This window comes from Micromonospora sp. URMC 103 (genome assembly GCF_051386435.1).
Lineage (GTDB): Bacteria > Actinomycetota > Actinomycetes > Mycobacteriales > Micromonosporaceae > Micromonospora.
Window position 1 is genome coordinate 120,567 of the sequence record NZ_JBPQTR010000005.1, and the last position, 17,705, is coordinate 138,271.

Below are 17,705 nucleotides of genomic sequence, written 5' to 3' on the forward strand. Positions count from 1 at the left end.
TGATCAGTTCCTTACCCCTATGGTTGTGGCATGGGCAGGCCACGGACGTTCGACATCGACACGGCGGTGGACCGCGCGATGGAGTTGTTCTGGCGTCAGGGGTTCGAGGCGACCTCGACCGAGGATCTCGTGGAGGGCCTCGGAATCGCCCGGGGCAGCCTGTACAAGGCGTTCGGATCCAAGGAGCAGCTCTACGCGCTGGCGCTTCGGCGTTACTGCCAGCGTCACGCGGTAGGGCTCGTCGAACTGTTGGATCGGGCGGAGCAGGTGCGTCCGGCGATCCGGGCGGCGCTCCTGGAACTGGTGGAGACGGACCTGGCCGATCCGGAGCGAGGGTGCCTGCTCGTCAATGCGGCCACGGAGCGCTCGGCGCACCCGGACACGGTCGACCAGGTCTCCCGCACGATGGGCCAGGTCGAGTCGGCCCTGGCCGGGGCGTTGGAACGGGCTCAGGTCCGCGGGGAGATCGCGGCGGACAAGAAGCCGCGGGAGCTGGCCCAGTTCCTGACCACGTTCCTGCAGGGCCTGCGGGTGATGGGCAAGGCCCGGGCGGATCGCGCGTTTCTCGAACACGCCGTGGAGGTCGCCATGGGCGCGCTCGACTGACTTTTTGCTGCCCGCATTTGGAACTGATCAGTCAATAACTGGGGAGTAGTAGTGGATCTCGAACTACAGGGCAAGGTCGCCGTCGTCACCGGGGCGAGCAAGGGCATCGGACTGGCCACCGTGGCGGCGTTGCTCGACGAGGGCGCGCACGTGGTGGCGAGCAGCCGCACGAGCACCCCTGAACTCGACGCCCTCGCCGAGCGTGGCGCCACCGTCGTGCTGGCCGACATCACCGACGCGGGCACCCCGCAGCGGCTCGTCGATGCCGCGCTGTCGACGTACGGGCGCCTGGACGTGCTGGTCAACAACGTCGGTGCGGGCAGTGCCCGCACCGGCTTCCTCGACGTCGACGACGCCGAGTGGGCGCGGGTGTTCGACGTGACGTTCTTCAGCGCCGTGCGCACGAGCAGGGCTGCCCTGCCGGCCCTGCTGGAAAACGGCGGGGCGATCGTCAACATCAGCAGCATCAACGCCCGCCTACCGTTCCCGATGGTGGTCGACTACTCCGCGGCCAAGGCGGCGGTGAGCAACCTGACCAAGGCGCTGTCCGAGGAGTTCGCGCCCCGCGGCGTACGGGTGAACGCCGTCTCGCCGGGCCCGGTGCGGACCCCGTTCTGGACCGGCCCGGACGGCTTCGCGCACGCCGTCGCCGCCGGCGCGGGTGTCAGCGCCCAGCAGGCGCTCGACGAGGTCGTGCCGCAGAGCATGGCCATCAGCACCGGCCGGATCACCGAGGCCGGCGAGGTGGCCGACCTGGTGCTGTTCCTCGCCTCCGCCCGCTCCGCCAACACCACCGGCGCCGAGTTCACCCTCGACGGCGGCCAGGTCAAGAGCATCTGACAGGGAAGGCCTGGGAGTGCGCCACCGGACCGGTCTCCTGTTGCTCGCCGGCGGTGTTCTCGGCCGGTGTCGGCAGGTGGGAACAAGCGGGGGCGTGGGTAGGTTGTGTGGGGTGTCGGTGTGCCCAGTGTCCCCGGGCCTCACCTGATAACTGCCGTCGCGGAATACCGTTCGGCTGGAGCCGCGTTCGTGCCACGCGCCGAGAGGCGACCTGCACACCGACACCCCAGCGCCGCCCCGAGCCACCCGGCCCGGGGCGGCGCTGTCTGTGCACCAGCCGGCAGCGCGGGACACGTTCCCGGGGGACGGTGGACGGTGGTCCACGGCAGAATGCCGGGATGAGCGAGCAACCGTCCTGGGCCGACCAGCCGGGAGTGGTCACACTGCCGAGCGGGGCCACGGTGCGTGGGCGGCGGATCGCCGATCCGGCGTCGCCGGCCGACTTCGCGCTGCTGTTGGCGCCGGGCCCCGACCCGGCGTGGCCGCATCGGCGGATCCGGTGGCCCGACTTCTGGATCCCGGTGGACCGGGCCGACGCGCTCGACGCCCTGGGTGAGGCTCTGCGCCGGGCGCGGGCGGGCGAGCGGGTGGAGGTGGCCTGCCGCGGCGGCCAGGGCCGTACGGGCACCGCGTTGGCCGCGCTCGCCGTGCTGGACGGCCTGCCCGCCGAGCGGGCCGTGAGCTGGGTACGCGCCAACTACCGGCCCCGGGCCGTGGAGACACCGTGGCAACGGTGGTGGCTGCGCCGCCTGGTGTGACCGGGCCGGCGAGGGGCAGCCCGCCGGGTGGCGCATCGGCCCGCCCCTCGACCGGCGGCCGGTGTCAGGCGTCCACGTACTCGCGCAGGTGCCGGGCCGTGAGCGTGTCACCGCGCGCGACCAGCTCGGACGGCGTACCCGTGAAGACGACCCGGCCCCCGTCGTGGCCGGCGCCGGGCCCGAGGTCGATCAGCCAGTCGGCGTGCGCCATCACGGCCTGGTGGTGCTCGATGACGATCACCGTGTTGCCGGAGTCGACGAGCCGGTCGAGCAGGGCGAGAAGCTGATCCACGTCGGCGAGGTGCAGCCCGGTCGTGGGTTCGTCCAGCACGTAGGTGCTGGTCTTCTCGGCCATGTGGATGGCGAGCTTGAGTCGTTGACGCTCGCCGCCGGAGAGCGTCGTGAGGGGCTGACCGAGGCTGAGATAGCCCAACCCGACGTCGGACAGCCGGCGGAGGATGACGTGGGCCGGCCCACTGGGGAAGAAGTCGTACGCCTCGGTGACCGACATCGCGAGCACCTCGCTGATGTTCTTTCCGCGCATCGTGTAGGTGAGCACCTCGTCGGTGAACCGGCGCCCCTCGCACTTCTCGCAGACGGTGGCCACGCCCGCCATCATGGCGAGGTCGGTGTAGATGAGGCCGATGCCCTTGCACGCCGGGCAGGCGCCCTCGGAGTTCGCGCTGAACAGGGCGGCCTTCACCCCGTTGGCCTTCGCGAACGCCGCGCGTACCGGGTCGAGCAGCCCGCTGTAGGTGGCCGGGTTGCTGCGCCGTGACCCGCGAATGGCGGACTGGTCGACGATCACGACCCCGTCGCGCCGGCGCAGCGACCCGTGGATGAGCGAACTCTTGCCCGAGCCGGCGACGCCGGTGACCACGGTCAGGACGCCGAGCGGGATGTCGACGCTCACGTCGCGCAGGTTGTGCAGGTCGGCGTTGCGGATGGGCAGCTGCCCGGTCGGCGTGCGCACCTGCGTCCGGAGGCTGACCCGGTGGTCGAGGTGCCGTCCCGTCAGCGTGCCGGAGCGGCGTAGCCCGGGGACGTCGCCCGAGTAGCAGACCCGCCCGCCGGCCGCGCCGGCGCCGGGCCCGAGATCGACCACGTGGTCGGCGATGGCGATGGTCTCCGGCTTGTGCTCGACCACGAGCACGGTGTTGCCCTTGTCGCGCAGGCGGAGCAGCAGGTCGTTCATCCGCGCGATGTCGTGCGGGTGCAGGCCGACGGTCGGCTCGTCGAAGACGTACGTGACGTCGGAGAGGCTGGAACCGAGGTGCCGGACCATCTTCACCCGCTGCGCCTCCCCGCCGGAGAGCGAACTGCTCTCCCGGTCGAGGCTCAGGTAGCCGAGACCGATCTCGACGAGCGAGTCGAGCAACTCGCGCAGGTTGCCGACGAGCGGGCCCACCGAGGCATCGTCGACACCGCGGAGGAACTCGGCGAGGTCGCTGATCTGCATGGCGGAGCACTCGGCGATGTTCCGCCCCGCGATCCGGGAGGAGAGGGCCGCCTCGTTGAGCCGCGTGCCGCCGCAGGCGGCGCAGGTCGTGAAGGTGACGGCCCGGTCGACGAACGCCCGGATGTGCGGCTGCATCGACTCGCGGTCCTTCGCGAGGAACAGCCGCCGGACCTTCACCACGAGGCCCTCGTACGTCCAGTTGTTGCTGCCCCTCTTGATCTTCGTGGCCGGCTTGTGCAGGAAGTCCGCCCACTGCTGCGGCGTGAAGTCCTGCAGCTTGACGTCCGGATCGAACAGGCCGGACCCCACGATGGTCTGCCAGTACCAGGAGTCGACGGCGAAGTTGGGCACCTTGATGGCGCCGTCGTTGAGGGAGCGTTCGACGTCGACCAGCTCGTGCACGTCGAGGTCGGAGACACGGCCCAGCCCTTCGCACGCCGGGCACATGCCCTCGGCCAGGTTGAAGCTGAACGCGCCCGCCCCGCCGACCTGCGGCGTGCCGAGCCGGCTGAACACGATCCGCAGCATGGCGTACGCGTCGGTGGCCGTGCCCACCGTGGAGCGGGAGTTGACACCCATCCGCTCCTGGTCGACCACGATGGCGGCGCTCAGGTTGCGCAGCGAGTCGACGTCGGGCCGGTTGAGGGCCGGCATGAAGGACTGGAGGAACGCGCTGTAGGTCTCGTTGATGAGGCGCTGCGACTCGGCGGCGATCGTGCCGAACACGAGCGAGGACTTCCCCGAACCGGAGACACCGGTGAAGACGGTGAGCCGGCGCTTCGGGATGTCGACCGACATGGAGGCCAGATTGTTCTCCCGGGCCCCCCGTACCTCGATCATGTCGTGACTGTCGGCGGTGGACCGTGCTGGCTGCGACATGCGAACCCTTCGCGGAATCGGGGGCAGGCGTACGCCCACCCTGGCACCGGGGTCTGACACTTCAATTCTCCCATTGAACCGTCCGTGTAAGGTTTCCGGACGTTCCCATACGTGAAGGCGACAGGAAGTTTCAAACAACGGGTCAAGCGGTACGCCCGCCCGCCGGGGCCCGGTCGAGTGGACGCCACACGGCCGGCCGCCCCTTTCGTCGGGCACGGCAGGCAGCGCCCACTTGCGGCGGCTCCGGCCCCGGGGCATCCCGGGCCGGATTAGGGTGCTCGCATGAGAGATCGGCTGCTGGCCACCACGGCGACCGCCGTCCTGCTCGCGGTCGGCGCCGCCGTTCCGGCCCCGGCCGCGCTGCCCACCCCCGCCCCGACCGCCGCCGGGGCGGCGCAGACGGGTGCTGCGGCGGCGACCGTGCCGTGCCCGCGGGCCGTGGCGCCGCACGTCTCCCGGCCGCCGCGCCCGTCGCCGCCGCCGGCCGTGCCGCAGGAGCGCGTGGTGGGTGGCCCGGCCCTGGCCACCTCCGGGCTGGTGGTGCCCGCCGGGGCGCCCGCGCCGCCGAAGGTCACCGCCACCTCGTGGCTCGTGGCCGACCTGGACAGCGGACAGGTGCTCGGCGGGTGCGGCCCGCACGAGTACGGCACGCCGGCGAGCGTCCAGAAGCTGCTGTTGGCCGCCACCATGCTGCCCCGGCTCGATCCGAAACGGGTCGTCACGGTCACCGCCGAGGACATGGACATCGAGCCGGGCTCGTCGGCCGTCGGGCTGGTGGAGGGCGGCCGGTACACCGTCGAGACGGTCTGGCTCGGGCTGCTGCTGAACTCCGGAAACGAGGCCGCCAACGTCCTGGCCCGGCTGGGCGGTGGCGCCGAGGGCGCGGCCGGCGGCGTCCGCGCCATGAACGAGTACGCGCATCAGCTCGGCGCGCTCCAGACGCACGCGGTCACGCCGTCCGGCCTCGACGGACGCGGACAGTTCACCAGCGCGTACGACCTGGCGCTGATCGCCCGCGTCTGCTTCGCCAACCCCACGTTCCGCCGGTACGCCCTCACGGAACGGACCCAGATCCCCGCCCAGCCGGCGCAGAAGACCAAGGGCTTCCAGATCCAGAACGAGAACCAGCTGATCTACCAGTACCCGGGTGCGCTGGGCGGCAAGACCGGTTTCACGGACCTGGCCCGGCACACGTACGTCGGCGCGGCGGAACGCGGCGGTCGGCGGCTGGTCGTCACACTGCTCGGCGCCGAGCCGCAGCCGATGCGGGGCTGGGAGCAGGGCGCGGCCCTGCTGGACTGGGGCTTCACCCTGCCCGCGTCGGCCGCCGTCGGACGGCTCGTCGAGCCGGGAGAGCTGACCGCCGCGCCGACGGTGAGCCCATCCCCGCGCGCCGAGCCCGCCGCGGCGCGGCCGGCCGCCGCCAGCAGCTCGGTCGCGGGCGGGATGGCGATCGCCTGGTCGGTGGCCGGGCTGGTCGCCGCGGCGGCCGTCCTGCTGATGGCCGGGCTGCTGTGGCGCCGCCGGGCCACCCGCCGCGGCGCACCCTGACCCGCCGACGACGCGAAGAGCGACGAGATCACGCTCGATCCTGGAAACAGGGGCCTCCGGACCTGTACGAGGCCACTACTACCGGGATCGAGCGCGATCATGCCGCGTGAGGCGGGGCGCGGAGCGTGGGGGCGCGGGGCGCGGGCGCGGAGCGCGGGAGGCGGGGCGCGGGGCGCGGGCGCCCATGATCCGTACAACTTTCCTGAACGTGCTGCCTCTCCTGTCCGCGAGGCAGCACTTTCAGGGAAGGTGTGCGGATCTTGCCGGTCTCGGTGCGGCCGGCGCAGGGAGCGCGTGAATCAGGGAGGCGACGCAGGCGGCCCCGCCCGACGATCGTCTCCCTGGCCGGCGGGCCGCTGCGAGGTCGACATGATCGCGCTCGACCCTGAAACAGGGGCATCCCGACCCCCGCGAGGCCACTACTACCGGCATCGAGCGCGATCTTGGCTCGGGTGCGTGGGCGCGCCCGGACCGGCCCGGCGCATCGACAAGGGCCCGCGGGATTCATAGACTCCGGTCGCTCCGGCACCACGAGTCCCAGGAGGAACCCCGTGTCGTGTGAATCCCGACCTCAACCGGCCAGGGGCCGCCCGCTGCGTACGCTGTCCCGGCTCACCGGCGCGGCGCTCGTCACCGGCGCGCTGCTCGCCACCGGTGCCACCGCCGCGGTAGCCGCGCCCGCCGCTCCCGCCCCCGCGCCCGCCGCCCCCGCGCCCGCCGCCCCCGCCCCCGACCCCGCGCCCGCGTCCGTGCCGCTCGCCGGCTCCGCGCCCGACGGCCGCGCTACACACGGCCCGTGCGCCTACACCCGGACGCCCGAGGAGCCGGCGGCCCGGCCCGTGCCGCTGCCGCCCGACCCGCGCCGGACGCCGGACCGGGGACGGGTCCGGGTCACGTTGTGGACCAACCACGGCCCCATCGGGCTCACTCTGGACCGGGAGGCGGCGCCCTGCACGGTCCAGAGCTTCCTGCACCTGACCCGCCACCGCTTCTACGACCGGACCCCGTGCCACCGGCTCACCGCGTACCCCACGCTCAGCGTGTTGCAGTGCGGGGACCCGTCCGGCACCGGCTCGGGCGGGCCCGGCTACCGCTACCGGGACGAGCTGCCGACGGACCTGCCGCCCGCGCCCACCGACCCGACCGGCGAACGTCGCGTCTACGCGCGGGGCACGCTCGCCATGGCCAACGCCGGCCCGGACACCAACGGCAGCCAGTTCTTCCTCGTCTACGCCGACTCGGCGCTGCGGCCGAACTACACGGTCTTCGGATCGGTCGACGCGGCCGGGCTCGCCACCCTCGACCGGATCGCGGCCGGGGGAGTGGCCCCCACGGAGGAGGACCCGGCCCCGGTCGACGGAGCGCCCGCGCTGCCGGTCCAGATCCGCAAGGCCCTGCGACACCTGCACTGACGGGAGCGCGGTGGGAGATCGCGGTTGAATCTCCCACCGTCTCCCCGGACCGGGTCGCATGACCCGCGCCGGAGCGGGGATCACCCTCGTCACGGCGAGGGGGTGGACGATGGCGGCACACGTCCGGCACGCGCGGGTCTCCGTGGACGGCGTCGACGTCTTCTACCGGGAGGCGGGGCCCACGCGTGGGCCGGTCGTGCTGCTGCCGCACGGCTACCCCTGCTCCTCGTTCCAGTACCGGAACCTGATGGCCGCCCTCGGTGACCGGTGGCGGCTCGTCGCCCCGGACCTTCCCGGCTTCGGTTACAGCGCCACACCGGCCGACTTCGACTACACCTTCGCCGGCTACGGACGGTTCCTGCGGCGCTTCGTGGACACCCTGGGCCTCGACCGGTACGCCATCTACCTGCACGACTACGGCTCGCAGCACGGGTTCCGGCTGGCCCTGTCGGCGCCCGACCGGGTCGCCGCCCTCATCGTCCAGAACGGGGACGTGTACGCCGACGCGTTCGGCCCGAAGTACGCGCCGCTGCGGACGTACTGGGCGGACCCGACCCCGCAGCGGCGTGCCGAGCTGGCCGCCACCGTGAGCGAGAAGGGCTTCCGCGCGGAGTTCGTGGGGGAGTTGCCCGAGCGGTTGGCCGACCGGGTGAGCCCCGACCTGTGGACGCTGGCGTGGGCGCAGCTGCGTACGCCGCCCCGGCCCGAGATCATCCTGGGCATCTTCACCGACCAGGCGAACACCCTCGCGGACTTCCCGCGTATCCAGGCGTACCTGCGGGAACACCGGCCGCCCACGTTGATCGTGTGGGGACCGCACGACGGGTACATGCCGGCCGAGGCCGCCCGCGCGTACCTGCGTGACCTGCCCGACGCCGAGCTGCACCTGCTCGACGGCGGGCACTGGGCGCTGGAGACCAACCTCGACGAGATCGTGTCCCGGGCGCGCGACTTCCTCGGGCGCGTCCACCCCGCCGGCTGAGCCGCCGTCGCGTCCACCCCGCTGGCTGAGCCGCCGTCGCGTCTACCCCGCGGGCTGAGCCGCCGCGGGCTGCTCAGCCACCGCCCGTCGCGGCGGGGGCGGGCAACGGCCGGCCGCCGTGGGGGAAGGGAGGGCACGGGGCGCAGGACGCGCGAAGGACCAGCTCCGTGGGGAGCCGGACGTGCGGGTCGCGGTCGACGCCGCCGATCAGGTCGATGAGCAGCCGCAACGCTTGGGCGCCCATGTCCTGCAGGGGCTGCGCGATGGTCGTCAGCGGCGGGTTGACCAGGGCCGACTCGGGAATGTTGTCGAAGCCGATCACGGACAGGTCGCCGGGCACCGCGAGGCCCATGCTCCGGGCGACGTCCATGGTGGAGATGGCCGAGAGGTCGTTTCCCGCGAAGATCGCGGTCGGTCGGTCGGGAAGCGCCAGCAGTTCCGCGGCCGTGGCGGCGGCGCTCTCGACCCGGAACCCGCCGATGCGCACGTACCGCTCGTCGACGGCGACACCCGCGTCGGCCATGGCCCTGCGGAAGCCGGCCTCGCGCAGGCGCGCCGACTCGAGGTCGGGGCGTCCGCTGATGTGGCCGATGCGGCGGTGGCCGAGCGACAGCAGGTACTCGGTGGCGAGCACGGCGCCCGCGAAGTTGTCGGAGTCGACGGTGGGCAGGCCGGACGGGCCGGTGTGGGGGTCGACGGCCACGACGTGGAAGCCCTGCTTGGTCTCGACCACGGTCGGCGTGACGATCACGGCCCCGTCGATGAGCGTTCCGGACAGGCGCGCGAGGGACCGCCGCTCCCAGCCGACGGCCGTGCCGTCGCCGTCGCCGCCGGAGTACGCCAGCAGCTGGTAGCCGGTGCCGGTGACCTCCTTGGAGGCTCCCTTGAGAAGCTCGGTGGAGAACGGCTCGAACTCGGCGACCAGGATTCCCAGCACGTTCGTGCGGTGACTGCGCAGGCTCTGTGCGCCCAGGCTCGCCTCGTACCCGAGCTGGCGGATCACCTGCTGGACGCGCTCCACGGTCGCCTGCGCCACGCCGTAGCGGCCATTCACCACCTTGGACACGGTCGCCACCGAGACGCCGGCCGTGCGGGCCACGTCCGACATCTTCACACGCTGCGGAAACGCCACGCCGACGATGATAGAGGCCGCCTCCGACCCCGTCACCGGAGTTTCGAAAACGTTATCGATATCGATTGACACCGCATTACGCGGCTGTAAAACTCCCCGGCAGGCCGAGTACCGCGACCGCTAGTCGAGGAGACGTGTCGATGGCGATGAAGCGCCGTGCAGGCGCCGTCCTGGCGCTGTTCGTGACCAGCGCACTCCTCGTCGCCGGGTGTAACGGCGGCGACGGCGAGGCGCCCAGCGAGGAAGAGCTCTACAAGAACCCGGTGACCCTGACCTGGTGGCACAACGCCTCCCAGGACGGGCCCGGCAAGACCTACTGGGAGAAGGTCGCCAAGGACTTCTCCGCGCTCCACCCCACCGTCACGATCCAGATCGAGGCGATCGAGACCAACCAGCTCCAGCGCACCCGGCTCCCCGCCGCGCTGCTCACCAGCGACCCGCCGGACATCTTCGCGGCGTGGGGCGGCGGCGAGATGCGCGAGCAGGTGGAGGCCGACTACCTGAAGGACATCACCGACCAGGTCAAGACGGAGGTTGCCGACATCGGCAGCGCGGCCGAGATCTGGCAGGTGGACGGCAAGCAGTACGGCCTGCCGTTCCGGATGGGCATCGAGGGCATCTGGTACAACAAGGACATGTTCGCGCGAGCGGGCATCACCACTCCTCCGACCACGTTCGACGAGCTGAACGACGCGGTCACCAAGCTCAAGGCCATCAACGTCGTCCCGATCGCCCTGGGTGCCGGTGACAAGTGGCCGGCCGCGCACTGGTGGTACAACTTCGCGCTGCGCGCCTGCTCGGTCGACACCCTGAAGAAGGCGTCCGTCGACCTCGTCTTCGACGATCCCTGCTTCGTCAAGGCCGGCCAGGACCTGAAGACCTTCATCGGCACCAACCCGTTCCAGCCCAACTACATCGCCACCCCGGGGCAGAACGACCCGACGAGCGCCAACGGCCTGCTCGCCAACGGCAAGGCCGCGATGGAGCTCATGGGCGACTGGAACCGGGGGACCTTGGACACCGCCGCCGAGAACAAGGAGGCGCTCGCGAAGTTCCTCGGCTGGTTCCCCGTGCCGGCGATCTCCGGCTCGGCGGGTGACCCGAAGGCCGCCCTCGGCGGCGGCGACGGGTTCGCCTGCGCCAAGAACGCTCCGCCCGAGTGCGTCGAGTTCCTCAAGTACATCGTGAGCCCCGAGGTGCAGAAGGGCTACGCCGAGACCGGCACCGGTCTGCCCGTCGCCAAGGGCGCGGCGGCCGGCGTCGCCGACCCCTCCCTGAAGTCCATCCTCGAGGCCACCTCCGGCGCCACCTACGTGCAGCTCTGGCTCGACACGGCCTTCGGCAGCACCGTCGGCAACGCCATGAACGACGCGGTCGTCGCCATCTTCGCCGGCAACGGCACCCCGGAGCAGGTCGTCTCCGCGATGAAGGCGGCCGCGAAGAAGTGACGGCCACCAACCCGACCCTCAGCCCCGCCGGCGGCGCGGACGCGCCACCGGCGGGGCCCCCTTCCGCGCGGCGGTCGTCCGCCCGCGCGGCGGAGACCCGGCGCAAGTGGTACGAGATCATCGGGCTCACCACGCCGGCGGTCGTCGTGTACGTGATGTTCGTGCTCGTCCCGATGGGGTTCGCCTTCTACTACAGTCTCTTCCGCTGGCGCGGGGTCGGGCCGCCCACCGACTACGTCGGTTTCGACAACTACGTCCTCGCCTTCCAGGACCCGATCTTCCTCGACGCCCTGCGCAACAACGCGATCATCGTGGTCGGCTCCCTCGTGCTCCAGGGGCCCCTCGCCCTGGGCATAGCCCTGCTGCTCAACCGCCGCTTCCGTGGGCGCACCGTGTTCCGCCTGCTGGTGTTCGTGCCCTACGTGCTCGCCGAGGTCACCGTCGGCATCATGTGGAAGCTGCTCCTGACGGGCGGCGGGACGGTCGACGCGCTGCTGCGGTCACTGGGGCTGGGCGGGCTCGTGCAGGCGTGGCTCGCCGACCTGAACGTCGTGATCTGGACGCTGCTGTTCGTCCTGACCTGGAAGTACGTGGGCTTCGCCATCATCCTCCTGCTCGCCGGCCTGTCGAACGTGCCGCCCGAGTTGACCGAGGCCGCGGCCATCGACGGCGCGAGCTGGTGGCAGACGCAGCGGCACGTCACGCTCCCGCTGCTGGGCCCCACGATCCGGATCTGGATGTTCCTGTCCATGATCGGCTCGCTGCAGGTCTTCGACGTGATCTGGGTGACCTCGGTCCCCGCGGTGCGGTCGCTCGGTGCCTCGGCCACCATGGCCACGTACATGGTGGACAACGGCTTCTTCGCCCGGCTCTGGGGCTACGGCAACGCGGTGGCCGTGATCCTGTTCGTCATCTCGTTCGTCGCGGCGCTGCTGTTCCAGCGCTTCCTCCTCCGCCGTGACATCGAGGGCGCCATCACCGGAAGGGTGAACTGACCGTGGCCGCCGACGCCGTCCTTCACCCGTCCACCCGGCGCCGCCCGATGTCGTGGGCCAGTCCCCTCACGTACGCGCTGGCGCTCACCGTCGCGGCCGTGTCCATCGCCCCGGTGGTCTACGTGATCGTCGGGGGTTTCCGCACCACGCCCGCGATCATCGCCGACCCGGCCGGGCTGCCCGACCCGTGGGTCTGGGACAACTACGTACGGGTGCTGACGCAGAGCGACTTCTGGCGGCAGGCGCTCAACAGCGCGGTGATCGCCCTCGGTACGACGCTCGGCGTCGTGGTGCTCGGCGTCTGCGCCGCGTTCGTGCTCGCCCGGTACACCTTCCGCGGCCGGGAGGCGCTGTACACCTTCTTCACCCTCGGCCTGCTCTTCCCGGCCGGGGCGGCGATCCTGCCGCTCTACCTGATGCTGCGCGACCTCACCCTCATCAACTCCTACTACGCGGTGATCCTCCCGCAGGTCGCCTTCCAGCTGCCGCTCACGATCGTGATCCTGCGGCCCTTCCTGGCCGCCGTTCCGCGCGAGCTGGAGGACGCGGCCGCCATCGACGGGGCCGGCCGGCTCGGGTTCCTCTGGCGCATCATGCTGCCGCTGTCGCGGCCCGCGCTCGTCACGGTCGGGGTCCTCGCGTTCGTGGCGAGCTGGAACGCATTCCTCCTGCCGTTGCTCGTCCTCGGCGACGCCGACCTGCACACCCTGCCGCTGGGCGTGCAGAACTTCTCCAGCCAGTACACCTCGGACACGGCGGGGATCCTCGCCTTCACCTCGCTGGCGATGCTGCCGGCGCTGCTCTTCTTCACCCTCGCCGAGAAGCAGATCGTCGGCGGCCTCCAGGGTGCGGTCAAGGGCTGACCAGCGGCACGAGCCGGACAAGGGAAGGAACCGACAACGTGACCGTGGACAGCGGACCGACCACCGCCATCTGGAACGACCCCTCGTACGACCTCGCCACCCGCGTCGACGCCCTCGTCGCCGCCATGACCCTGGACGAGAAGCTGGCCCAGCTGTACGGCGTCTGGGTCGGCGCCTCGGCCGACGGCGGCGAGGTCGCGCCGTACCAGCACGAGATGGAGGATCCGGTCGACCTGGACGCGCTACTGGCGACGGGCCTCGGCCAGCTGACCCGTCCGTTCGGCACGGCGCCCGTGGACCCGGCGCTGGGCGCCCTGTCGCTGCTGCGTACCCAGCAGCGCATCGTCGCCGCGAACCGGTTCGGCATCCCGGCCCTTGCCCACGAGGAGTGCCTCGCGGGCTTCGCCACGTGGGGTGCCACCGCGTACCCGGTGCCGCTGTCGTGGGGCGCCACGTTCGACCCGCCGCTGATCCGGCGGATGGCCGCCGCCATCGGGGCCGACATGCGCCGCCTCGGGGTGCACCAGGGGCTCGCGCCGGTGCTCGACGTGGTCCGCGACGCCCGCTGGGGGCGCGTCGAGGAGACCGTCGGTGAGGACCCGTACCTCGTGGGGACGGTGGGCACCGCGTACGTCCAGGGGTTGGAGTCCGCGGGCGTGGTGGCCACCCTCAAGCACTTCGCCGGCTACTCCGCCTCCCGCGCCGGCCGCAACCACGCCCCGGTCAGCATGGGCCCGCGCGAGCGGGCCGACGTCATGCTGCTGCCGTTCGAGATGGCCGTACGCGAGAGCGGCGCCCGCTCGGTCATGCACGCCTACACGGACACCGACGGGATCCCGTCGGCCGCCGACGGGGAGCTGCTCACCGGGTTGCTGCGCGACACGTGGGGGTTCACCGGCACCGTGGTGGCCGACTACTTCGGCATCGCCTTCCTGCATGCGCTGCACCGGGTGGCGGGCACCTGGGGCGAGGCCGCCGGCGCCGCCCTGGCGGCGGGGGTCGACGTGGAGCTGCCCACCGTGAAGACGTTCGGCGCGCCGCTGCGCGCGGCGCTCGCCGCCGGCGAGGTGCCCGAGGCGCTGGTCGACCGGGCGGTGCGCCGCGTCCTGACGCAGAAGGCGCAGCTCGGGCTCCTCGACGCCGGGTGGGACCCGGTGCCGCCGGCCCTGCACGGCGTCGACCTCGACGACCCGGAGGTGGTGCGCGGCCGGGTCGACCTGGACGCGCCGGCCAACCGCGCGCTGGCCCGGCAGGTCGCCGAGGAGGCCATCGTCCTGCTCCGCAACGACGGCACCCTGCCGTTGGCCGCGCCGGCCCGGATCGCGGTCGTCGGGCCGCAGGCGGAGAGCCCCACGGCGGTGCTCGGCTGCTACTCGTTCCCGGTGCACGTCGGCCCCCGCCACCCCGAGACGCCGATCGGCATCGAGTTGCCGACGCTGGCGCAGGCGCTGCGCGCCGAGTTCCCGGACAGCGAGGTCCGCGTCGAGCCCGGCGCGAGCGTCGACGGCCCGGAGACGGACGGCTTCGCCGCGGCCGTCGCGGCGGCCCGGGACGCGGACGTGGTGATCGCCGTCCTCGGCGACCGCGCCGGGCTGTTCGGCCGGGGCACCAGCGGCGAGGGCTGCGACGTCGAGTCGCTGGCCCTGCCCGGCGTGCAGCAGCAGCTGCTCGACGCGTTGCTGGACACCGGCACGCCCGTCGTCGTGACGCTCGTGGCCGGCCGTCCGTACGCGCTCGGCCGGGCCGTCAACGAGGCGGCCGCCATCGTGCAGTCCTTCTTCCCCGGTGAGGAGGGCCCCTCGGCGATCGCGGGTGTGCTCGGTGGGCGCGTCGAGCCGCAGGGGCGGCTGCCGGTCAGCGTCCCCCGCCGGCCGGGCGTCCAGCCGGGCACCTACCTCACGGCCCGGCTCGGGCAGGTCACCGACGTCTCGAACCTGGACCCCACCCCGGCGTACGGGTTCGGGCACGGGCTCACCTACACGCGCTTCGAGTGGTCGGAGCTGACGGTCGACCCGGCCGTGGTGGAGACCGACGGCGAGGTGCGGCTGGCGTTCACGTTGCGCAACGCGGGTGAGCGGTGGGGCAGCGAGGTGGTGCAGCTCTACGCGCACGACCCGGTGGCCTCGGTGGTGCAGCCGGTGCAGCGCCTCATCGGCTACCTGCGGGTGCCGCTGGAGCCGGGCGAGTCCTGCCGGGTCGCGGTGACCGTGCCGGCCGACCTCTTCTCGTTCACCGGGCGGGACGGGCGGCGGGTGGTGGAGCCGGGCGAGGTGGAGCTGCGGCTCGCCGCGTCCAGCACCGATCCCCGACTCGTGGCCGCCGTCGACCTGCGCGGCCCCGCCCGGCACGTCGATCACACCCGGCGGATGCACCCCCGGTTCATGGTCACGCCGGGCGGCGCCTGGTAGACAGGACGGGTGCGCAGCTCAGGTCCGGCGGGCGGGCCGGCCACTCCCGGCTCGCCGCCGGCCCGCCCGGGCCTGGCCCGGGCGGCCGCCGCCCTGCTCGCGGTCGGCCTGCTGGTCGGCGGCTGCTCGCGGCCGGAGCCCCGGCCGGCGCCCAGCCCGCCCGCCCCGGCGCCCACCTCGGCGAGCCCCACACCGCCGGCACCGCCCAGCCGAACGCCGTCGGCCTCCGCCACCCGCCGCCCGGCCGCACGGCTGCCCGGTTTCGTGGTGCTCGGCGACGCCGACCCGCGCATCCTCAGCGACATCCGGTACGCGACCCCCCACAACTTCGTGGGCCGTCCCATCGCCGGCTACCGCGAACCGCTCTGCCTGCTCACCCGACAGGCTGCGGAGGCGCTGCGCCGCGTGCAGGACGCCGCGCTGGCCGGCGGGCACAGCCTCAAGGTGTACGACTGCTACCGCCCCGTGCCGGCCGCGGACGACTTCGTGGCCTGGGCCAGGCGCCCCGGGGAGCAGCAGATGAAGGGCGAGTTCTATCCCCGGGTGGCCAAGTCACGGCTGTTCGCCGACGGGTACATCGGGTCTCCCACCGCGCACAGCAGGGGCAGCACCCTGGACCTGACCCTCGTGGACGTGCCCGCCCCCAGCCAGCCGCCGTACGTGCCCGGCCAGCCGCTCGTGTCCTGCACGGCCCCGCGCGCGCAGCGGTTCCCGGACAACAGCATCGACATGGGCACCGGCTTCGACTGCTTCGACACGCGGGCGCACACCGCCGACCCGGCGGTCACCGGTGTGCCCCGGGACAACCGGATGCTGCTCCGGCGGCTGATGACCGAGGGCGGGTTCGTCAACTACGACCGCGAGTGGTGGCACTACCGCTACGCAAAGGAGCCCTACCCGAACCGCTACTTCGACGCGCCGGTGGCCCGGTCGTCGGTGGGCTGAGCCGGCGCCGTCACGCGTAGGGCATGATCAGCCGTGCCGCCGAGTGCGCTACGACGCGACGGCCGCCCAGGGGAGGGAGACGGCAGTGACCACGGAACGGATCGGCCCACCGGTGACCGGCGGGGAGCGGGAGATGCTTCGCGCCTTCCTCGACTACCACCGGGCGACGCTCGCCATGAAGTGCGACGGGCTCTCCGACGCGCAGTTGCGCGAGCAGTCCTCCCCGCCGTCGACGCTGTCGCTGCTGGGCCTCGTGCGGCACATGGCCGAGGTGGAGCGGACGTGGTTCCGGCGGGTCATCAACGCCGAGGACATTCCGCTGGTGTGGTCGGCCACCGGCGACTTCCAGGAGGCGTACGACGCCAGCTCGGCCACTCGCGCCGAGGCGTTCGCGGCGTGGCAGCGGGAGGTCGAGCACTCCCGGCGCATCGAGCGGGAGGCGGAGTCGCTCGACGTCACGGGGCACAACGCCCGGTGGGGCGAGGACGTGTCGCTGCGCCTCGTGATGCTGCACCTGATCCACGAGTACGCCCGGCACAACGGGCACGCGGACTTCCTGCGCGAGGCGATCGACGGGACCGTCGGCGCCTGAACGCGCGTCAGCCCGCGGTGCCGGCTTCCGGACCGCGGCCGGTCGCGGCATCCGTCGCGGCGGGCAGTGGCAGCCAGGCGAGCACGTCCTGGATCTTCGCGTCCCAGTACGCCCAGTCGTGGGCGCCGGGGGAGAAGTCCACGGTGAGTGGCACACCCCGCTCGCGGGCGGCGGCCACGAAGCGGACGTTGTCCTCGTACAGGAAGTCCTCGGTGCCGCACGCGACGTAGAGAGCCGGATGGTCGGCGCTGGCCGCCCGGTCCAGCAGCGCCACCGTGTCGTCGTCCGTGCCCGCGACCGGGCGGTCGCCGAAGACGGTGTGCCAGACCGCGGGGTCGACCGGGTGGTCGCGGTCCCGCGCCCGATGCGCCAGGTCCAGGGCGCCGGAGAGGCTGGCCGCCGCGGCGAACCGGTCGGGTTCGCGCAGCGCCCACTTCACCGCGCCGTAGCCGCCCATCGACAGGCCGGCCACGAAGGTGTCCTCCCGGCGGTCGGACAGCCGGAAGAACGACCGGCACAGCTCGGGCAGCTCCGCGCTGAGGAACGTCCAGTACCGGTTGCCGTGCGCCTCGTCGGTGTAGAAGCTCCGGCCGACCTGAGGCATCACGACGGCGATTCCGAGCGGCGCCACGTACCGTTCGATGGCCGTGCGGCGCAGCCAGATGGTGTCGTCGTCGGTGAGGCCGTGCAGCAGGTAGAGCACCGGCGGGTCGCCGGCGGTGGCGCCCCCGGCCATGCCGATCTGCGACGACGTCCGCTGCGGCAGGATCACGGTCATCGAGGTGCTGAGGGTGAGCACCTCCGAGTGGAAGTCCACACGCATCAGGGCCACGAT

Annotated in this window: 15 protein-coding genes; 12 read left to right on the forward strand and 3 right to left on the reverse strand. The window is 72.5% G+C overall.

What is annotated here, in order from left to right; genetic code table 11:
- Window positions 1–30: 30 nt before the first annotated feature.
- The 3 genes from ACSNOA_RS13870 to ACSNOA_RS13880 all read left to right on the forward strand — a co-directional run bounded on the left by ACSNOA_RS13870 (window position 31) and on the right by ACSNOA_RS13880 (window position 2,204).
- The gene (locus ACSNOA_RS13870) at window positions 31–606 is read left to right on the forward strand and encodes a TetR/AcrR family transcriptional regulator (protein ID WP_436658487.1); all 576 of its coding nucleotides are present in this window, start codon (window positions 31–33) and stop codon (window positions 604–606) included.
- Window positions 607–657: 51 nt separating this feature from the next.
- The gene (locus ACSNOA_RS13875; protein ID WP_436658488.1) at window positions 658–1,446 is read left to right on the forward strand and encodes an SDR family NAD(P)-dependent oxidoreductase; all 789 of its coding nucleotides are present in this window, start codon (window positions 658–660) and stop codon (window positions 1,444–1,446) included.
- Window positions 1,447–1,784: 338 nt separating this feature from the next.
- Window positions 1,785–2,204, forward strand: a complete 420-nt coding sequence (locus ACSNOA_RS13880) for a protein-tyrosine phosphatase family protein (RefSeq protein WP_436658489.1) — start codon at window positions 1,785–1,787, stop codon at window positions 2,202–2,204.
- A 64-nt stretch (window positions 2,205–2,268) separates the two neighbouring features.
- Here ACSNOA_RS13880 and ACSNOA_RS13885 read toward each other — a convergent pair whose 3' ends face one another.
- Complete coding sequence (locus ACSNOA_RS13885; RefSeq protein WP_436658490.1) at window positions 2,269–4,542, reverse strand: ATP-binding cassette domain-containing protein; 2,274 nt, start codon at window positions 4,540–4,542, stop codon at window positions 2,269–2,271.
- A 282-nt stretch (window positions 4,543–4,824) separates the two neighbouring features.
- On the opposite strand from ACSNOA_RS13885, the gene ACSNOA_RS13890 reads away from it, so the two are divergent.
- From ACSNOA_RS13890 to ACSNOA_RS13900, 3 genes are all read left to right on the forward strand, one after another.
- Window positions 4,825–6,093, forward strand: coding sequence for a D-alanyl-D-alanine carboxypeptidase family protein (locus ACSNOA_RS13890; RefSeq protein ID WP_436658491.1), 1,269 nt, complete (start codon window positions 4,825–4,827; stop codon window positions 6,091–6,093).
- 551 nt (window positions 6,094–6,644) lie between these two features.
- The gene (locus tag ACSNOA_RS13895; RefSeq protein WP_436658492.1) at window positions 6,645–7,505 is read left to right on the forward strand and encodes a peptidylprolyl isomerase; all 861 of its coding nucleotides are present in this window, start codon (window positions 6,645–6,647) and stop codon (window positions 7,503–7,505) included.
- A gap of 109 nt (window positions 7,506–7,614) precedes the next feature.
- Window positions 7,615–8,487 (forward strand): alpha/beta fold hydrolase, encoded by an 873-nt coding sequence (locus ACSNOA_RS13900; RefSeq protein WP_436658493.1) that lies wholly within the window; start codon window positions 7,615–7,617, stop codon window positions 8,485–8,487.
- A 73-nt stretch (window positions 8,488–8,560) separates the two neighbouring features.
- On the opposite strand, the gene ACSNOA_RS13905 is transcribed toward ACSNOA_RS13900, so the two are convergent.
- On the reverse strand, window positions 8,561–9,619 hold the full coding sequence (locus ACSNOA_RS13905; protein WP_436658494.1) for a LacI family DNA-binding transcriptional regulator: 1,059 nt from the start codon (window positions 9,617–9,619) through the stop codon (window positions 8,561–8,563).
- Window positions 9,620–9,759: 140 nt separating this feature from the next.
- On the opposite strand from ACSNOA_RS13905, the gene ACSNOA_RS13910 reads away from it, so the two are divergent.
- The 6 genes from ACSNOA_RS13910 to ACSNOA_RS13935 all read left to right on the forward strand — a co-directional run bounded on the left by ACSNOA_RS13910 (window position 9,760) and on the right by ACSNOA_RS13935 (window position 16,870).
- On the forward strand, window positions 9,760–11,067 hold the full coding sequence (locus tag ACSNOA_RS13910; RefSeq protein WP_436658495.1) for an ABC transporter substrate-binding protein: 1,308 nt from the start codon (window positions 9,760–9,762) through the stop codon (window positions 11,065–11,067).
- Window positions 11,064–12,062, forward strand: a complete 999-nt coding sequence (locus ACSNOA_RS13915; RefSeq protein ID WP_436658496.1) for a carbohydrate ABC transporter permease — start codon at window positions 11,064–11,066, stop codon at window positions 12,060–12,062. Before ACSNOA_RS13910 ends, ACSNOA_RS13915 begins: the two co-directional genes overlap by 4 nt.
- 47 nt (window positions 12,063–12,109) lie before the next feature.
- Window positions 12,110–12,925, forward strand: a complete 816-nt coding sequence (locus ACSNOA_RS13920; RefSeq protein ID WP_436662292.1) for a carbohydrate ABC transporter permease — start codon at window positions 12,110–12,112, stop codon at window positions 12,923–12,925.
- A gap of 38 nt (window positions 12,926–12,963) precedes the next feature.
- Window positions 12,964–15,333, forward strand: a complete 2,370-nt coding sequence (locus ACSNOA_RS13925) for a beta-glucosidase family protein (RefSeq protein ID WP_436658497.1) — start codon at window positions 12,964–12,966, stop codon at window positions 15,331–15,333.
- Between the two features lie 72 nt (window positions 15,334–15,405).
- Window positions 15,406–16,278: a M15 family metallopeptidase gene (locus tag ACSNOA_RS13930; RefSeq protein WP_436662293.1), complete on the forward strand. Its 873-nt coding sequence runs from the start codon at window positions 15,406–15,408 to the stop codon at window positions 16,276–16,278.
- Window positions 16,279–16,411: 133 nt separating this feature from the next.
- Window positions 16,412–16,870, forward strand: a complete 459-nt coding sequence (locus ACSNOA_RS13935; protein WP_436662295.1) for a DinB family protein — start codon at window positions 16,412–16,414, stop codon at window positions 16,868–16,870.
- A gap of 7 nt (window positions 16,871–16,877) precedes the next feature.
- On the opposite strand, the gene ACSNOA_RS13940 is transcribed toward ACSNOA_RS13935, so the two are convergent.
- Window positions 16,878–17,702 (reverse strand): alpha/beta hydrolase, encoded by an 825-nt coding sequence (locus ACSNOA_RS13940; RefSeq protein ID WP_436658498.1) that lies wholly within the window; start codon window positions 17,700–17,702, stop codon window positions 16,878–16,880.
- Window positions 17,703–17,705: the final 3 nt, after the last annotated feature.